Annotated in this window: 4 protein-coding genes and 1 pseudogene; all 5 read right to left on the bottom strand. The window is 39.5% G+C overall.

All coding sequences use genetic code 11. The annotated features are described in order from the left end of the window. Positions 1-28: 28 nt before the first annotated feature. Entirely contained in the window at positions 29-880 is an 852-nt protein-coding gene (locus HMPREF9425_RS04535) for a patatin-like phospholipase family protein (protein ID WP_003097140.1), read from the bottom strand. Further along, entirely contained in the window at positions 877-1497 is a 621-nt protein-coding gene (locus HMPREF9425_RS04530; protein WP_003097139.1) for an SGNH/GDSL hydrolase family protein, read from the bottom strand. The genes HMPREF9425_RS04535 and HMPREF9425_RS04530 overlap by 4 nt, the downstream gene beginning before the upstream one ends. Positions 1498-1500: 3 nt before the next feature. Further along, on the bottom strand, positions 1501-3078 hold the full coding sequence (locus tag HMPREF9425_RS04525; RefSeq protein ID WP_003097138.1) for an ABC1 kinase family protein: 1578 nt from the start codon (positions 3076-3078) through the stop codon (positions 1501-1503). Positions 3079-3095: 17 nt separating this feature from the next. Further along, complete coding sequence (locus HMPREF9425_RS04520; protein ID WP_003097136.1) at positions 3096-3374, bottom strand: phasin family protein; 279 nt, start codon at positions 3372-3374, stop codon at positions 3096-3098. 247 nt (positions 3375-3621) lie between these two features. After that, positions 3622-4065, bottom strand: a pseudogene (locus HMPREF9425_RS04515) (family 1 glycosylhydrolase); the annotation flags it as partial.

The following is a 4065-nucleotide window of genomic DNA, read 5'->3' as shown; positions in this document are numbered from 1 at the left end:
AAAAAACGTGCCCAGAAAAGCACGTTTTTTAGTTATCTCCAAGAAATATTTTGAGATTGGACATATCATTACGTATTTGTTCCAATCCTTCTTGATAAATAGCTTCGAACTTTTCTGGGTCCTTTTCCAATCGACCAACTTCAAGAGCATGCTCTGGACGAATGGCATATACTTTTCCAGTTTTTTCCAAAGTCTCAATCTTCTCAATACTCTTATTGTAGTGTATATGGCGATTTGAAGGCACCTCAACAAATTCAGGATACTTGCGGTAAAAGAGCTTGTAAATCCGCTTGCTAGTTTTAGAAGGTTGTTTACGATAAGACTTAGGGCGTGTTAAAACCACAACGAATTTATCAAATCCCATATTTTCCATAAAATCAATGGGAAGACTATCAGACAGACCACCATCCATGTAGCGTTTGCCCTTGTACTCGACTATTTCAGAAACCAAGGGTAGAGCGGAACTTGCACGAAAGGCTTCCATCTGCTCAAAGACATGATCAATCTTAATATAGTCTGGTTTTCCCGTCTCAATATCTGTAGTGACCACATAGAAGGGAACACCAGACTCAGCAAAAGCTTCCTGATCAAAAACATCTAACTCCATAGGAACCTTATAATAGGAGAACTCCTTATTAACGAAGTTACCGGTTGTCAGCCATGACCAGAAACTCATGTAACGACGGTCCCCCATGAATCGCTTGTTATAGCGAAGAGCTCTTTTGGGTTGGTTAGAGAGATAATTGACACCAAAAAGTGCTCCAGCAGATACCGAGACAACGCCATCCACCTTGATCCCAGCTTCTAAGAAGGCGTCTAAGACACCAGCTGTGTATAAACCACGCATACCACCGCCTTCTAGGACTAAGCCTACCTTCATTCTAAAATCTCCTTTATAATTGGTTCTGCTATGACCTGATAAGCTTGTGGACTCAAGTGCAAACCATCAGTTGTATAGTTGGCATTTAACTGTCCTTGAGCATCCGTAAGGTAATCAAAAAGATCGACATAAGTCACGCCAGGTAGGACTGCTAGTTGTTGATTAAGTTCACCTACAGTAGCATTGTTTCGAATTTTAACCTTCGAAGCATATTCCAATCTTTCACTGACGGGAAAGACACTTAGCAAGTAAATTTCTGTATATAGAGATTCTTGTCGAACTGTCATGATAATATCGGAAATACGATTGACGACATCTTGAATGGGGTAACCTCGTCCAATGTCATTAATTCCAATCAAGATAACCAATTTACTGGGTTCCAAATCTAAAACTTGCTCTTTAAGATGTTCTAAAAGCCAAACCGAGTCTGTTCCTGCAATCCCGCGGTTTACCAAGGGAAACTCTCGACCCAAATATTTTTTCAATGCAAAAAACTCCGTGATAGAGTCCCCTGCAAAAACAATTTGTCCCTTGTCTAACTTTTGATTTTCACTTACAAATTTAGCTAAACGTTCTTTTTGATAAGCCACAAGCTCAGGCCTAGTTGTTTCCATCATACCTTATCCTTTTTTCTTAAATATTATACGACCTACGGTAACTAAAGCTAGGAAAGTTCCAATTCCAAGAAATAGCCAAGCAAGATTTTGAAAATCTGATTTATTGGACAAAAGAGCACCAGACAGAAGAAATGCCAATGTCAGCAAGGCTAAAACCAGATTATTTAAAACTTTCTCAAAGACTTTAACCCTACCTGAAAAGTCAATAAAATCATGGTTAAGCACGATTCGTCCGTTTAAAATCTGCTCCAAGAGCTGATGCAGGCGACGTGGAATATTTTTTCCATTGCGAAGCAGGTAAAAGAGTTCAATCAAGATAGTCTCTTTATTTAGGGTCTGCTTAAGCATATCCGGCCCCATATTCTCTAGGAAGTAATCCTTGGCCAGGGTCATCAGATCCATATTTGGTGCTAATTCTCGAAAAATACCTTCAATTTGAATCGAAGATTTCTCCAAAATAGTAATTTGAGAAGAGGCTTTAAGATGATTCTTCTGGAAAATAGCCAGCAAATCTTCAAGCAAATCTGTCATCGACAGACTGCCTAGTTCTACACCAGAATAACGGCCCAGCATCTGCTCCACATCCTGACTTAGAGCTGCACGATTTAGACCATTATCAAACTGAGTAACTGACAAAATAGCCTTAGTCATGCCGTCAACATCCTGAGCAGTAAAACTATATAAGATGTCATTTAAGGACGCACGCATCCCCGCTTCCAACTCACCCATAATTCCAAAGTCAATGAAACAAATCTTGCCATCACGTACCAACAGATTTCCAGGATGAGGGTCACCATGAAAATAGCCATCCTTGAACACTTGCTTGATAAATGACAGCATTAGTTTCTTACCCACGTCTTCCAGGTCATAGCCAACCTCAATCAGTTGGCTGTAGTCATTAAGGGGAATCCCATCGATGTACTCTTCGACTATGAGGTGTGGCCTCGTAAAGGAATCATAGACCTCTGGGACACCTAGACAAGCAACAGCCCTGTTATTTGCCTTAAAACGCTTCATGGCCTCTGCTTCATTCCTGAAATCAAGTTCCTTGATTAGGGTTTCACGCAGATTTTCCAGAACCTCTTGAACATCGACCATAGGGATAAAATGCTTAGGTATATGCCGTGCAAGCTTAATGAGAAGCTGAATATCTTCCTTAACGACCTTATCAATACCTGGTCTCTGAATTTTTATAATCACTTCCTGACCAGACAACAATCTAGCCCTATGAGTCTGAGCTACAGAACCAGAAGCCAAGGGCTCTTCCGAGAAATCAAGGAAACTGTCAGAAAGCCCATTGGGTAATTCTCTCTTAATGGCAGTCATGACTTCCTCTTTATTCAAGGGAGGAACTGAGCTCTGGAGCTTTGATAATTCTTTGATATAGTTTTCCGGCAAAAGGTCAGAGCGCGTGGATAGGATTTGACCAATTTTAACAAAACTAGGTCCTAATTGCTCAAAGGCTTGGCGGAGCTTGACAGGTGTTGTCTGTTGGTCTTGAGGAAGATGCTTTTCACGATAAGAAAGGAGACCAACTGACGAGAAAACCTTCAACACATGTCTCAATCGTTTACTTGCCATTTTAGTCTCCTTACATTTTATTTATTTTGACTGAGCAAAGCGTCAAGTTTTTCTTCAAGACGTTTCACATCCTCCTTAGTCGCATACTCAACTGAAGTTTTCTTGGCATCGAGTTTAGCTAAAAATTCTTGAGCTTCTTCCTTACTTTGACGTTTGAGCTCTTGTTCCAGTTCCTTACCTTCTTCAACAGTCAAGCGCCCCTTTTCAACCAACTCTTTGACAAAACTATCAGCTTTATCTACTGTCATAGCAGTCAATCCGATTCCAGCTAAGAGAACTTTTTTCAAATCATTCATTATCGCTACCTCCATCTAAGTAGGAAAAGCAAAGAAATAGACTAGCCACTTCTTCAGAAAATATAAGAACGTTTTCACACTTTTATTCTACCACTTTTTCAAAAAATGTGTTAAATAACATAAATTACAATATATGGTATTTCGATACTCATAACACAAATATATCCAACGAAATCCTTATTTATCAACATTGTACTAAAATACTAATTAAGAATCTCAAGCTTTTGCTGAGATTCTTAACAAGTTTCTATTTGTAAAGGGCAGCACCATTACTTACGATAACAGATTTATACCAAGCAAATGACTTTTTCTTATAACGTGCCAAGCTACCACTATCATCATCATTTCGATCAACGTAGATGAAACCATAACGTTTACTAAATTCTGCAGTTGAGGCTGAAACCAAATCAATTGTCCCCCAAGTCGTATAACCCCAAAGCTCCACACCATCTTGAAGAGCTTCACTGACTTGCATCAAGTGTTTTCGAAGATAATCATCTTCAACTGTTGAACCATCAGGACCATCGACAAGGACATCCTTGGCAGCCAAACCATTTTCGACGATAAACAATGGTAATTGATAACGATTATAGAAGTCATTCAAAACTAGACGAAGACCGATTGGATCAATTGCCCCAACCCCACTCAGATTTCTCAAGGTAGGGATTTTCAACACCACCCATAATATTTC

The organism is Streptococcus vestibularis ATCC 49124 (genome assembly GCF_000188295.1).
Classification (GTDB): domain Bacteria; phylum Bacillota; class Bacilli; order Lactobacillales; family Streptococcaceae; genus Streptococcus; species Streptococcus vestibularis.
The sequence above is the reverse complement of the archived record's forward strand: the minus strand, read 5'-3'. Positions and strand labels throughout refer to the sequence as shown.

What these genes read in the sequence shown, in the direction of transcription:
- HMPREF9425_RS04535 (WP_003097140.1), bottom strand. Translation starts at nt 880, where the DNA reads ATGAAGGTAGGCTTAGTCCTAGAAGGCGGTGGTATGCGTGGTTTATAC.
- HMPREF9425_RS04530 (WP_003097139.1), bottom strand. Translation starts at nt 1,497, where the DNA reads ATGATGGAAACAACTAGGCCTGAGCTTGTGGCTTATCAAAAAGAACGT.
- HMPREF9425_RS04525 (WP_003097138.1), bottom strand. Translation starts at nt 3,078, where the DNA reads ATGGCAAGTAAACGATTGAGACATGTGTTGAAGGTTTTCTCGTCAGTT.
- HMPREF9425_RS04520 (WP_003097136.1), bottom strand. Translation starts at nt 3,374, where the DNA reads ATGAATGATTTGAAAAAAGTTCTCTTAGCTGGAATCGGATTGACTGCT.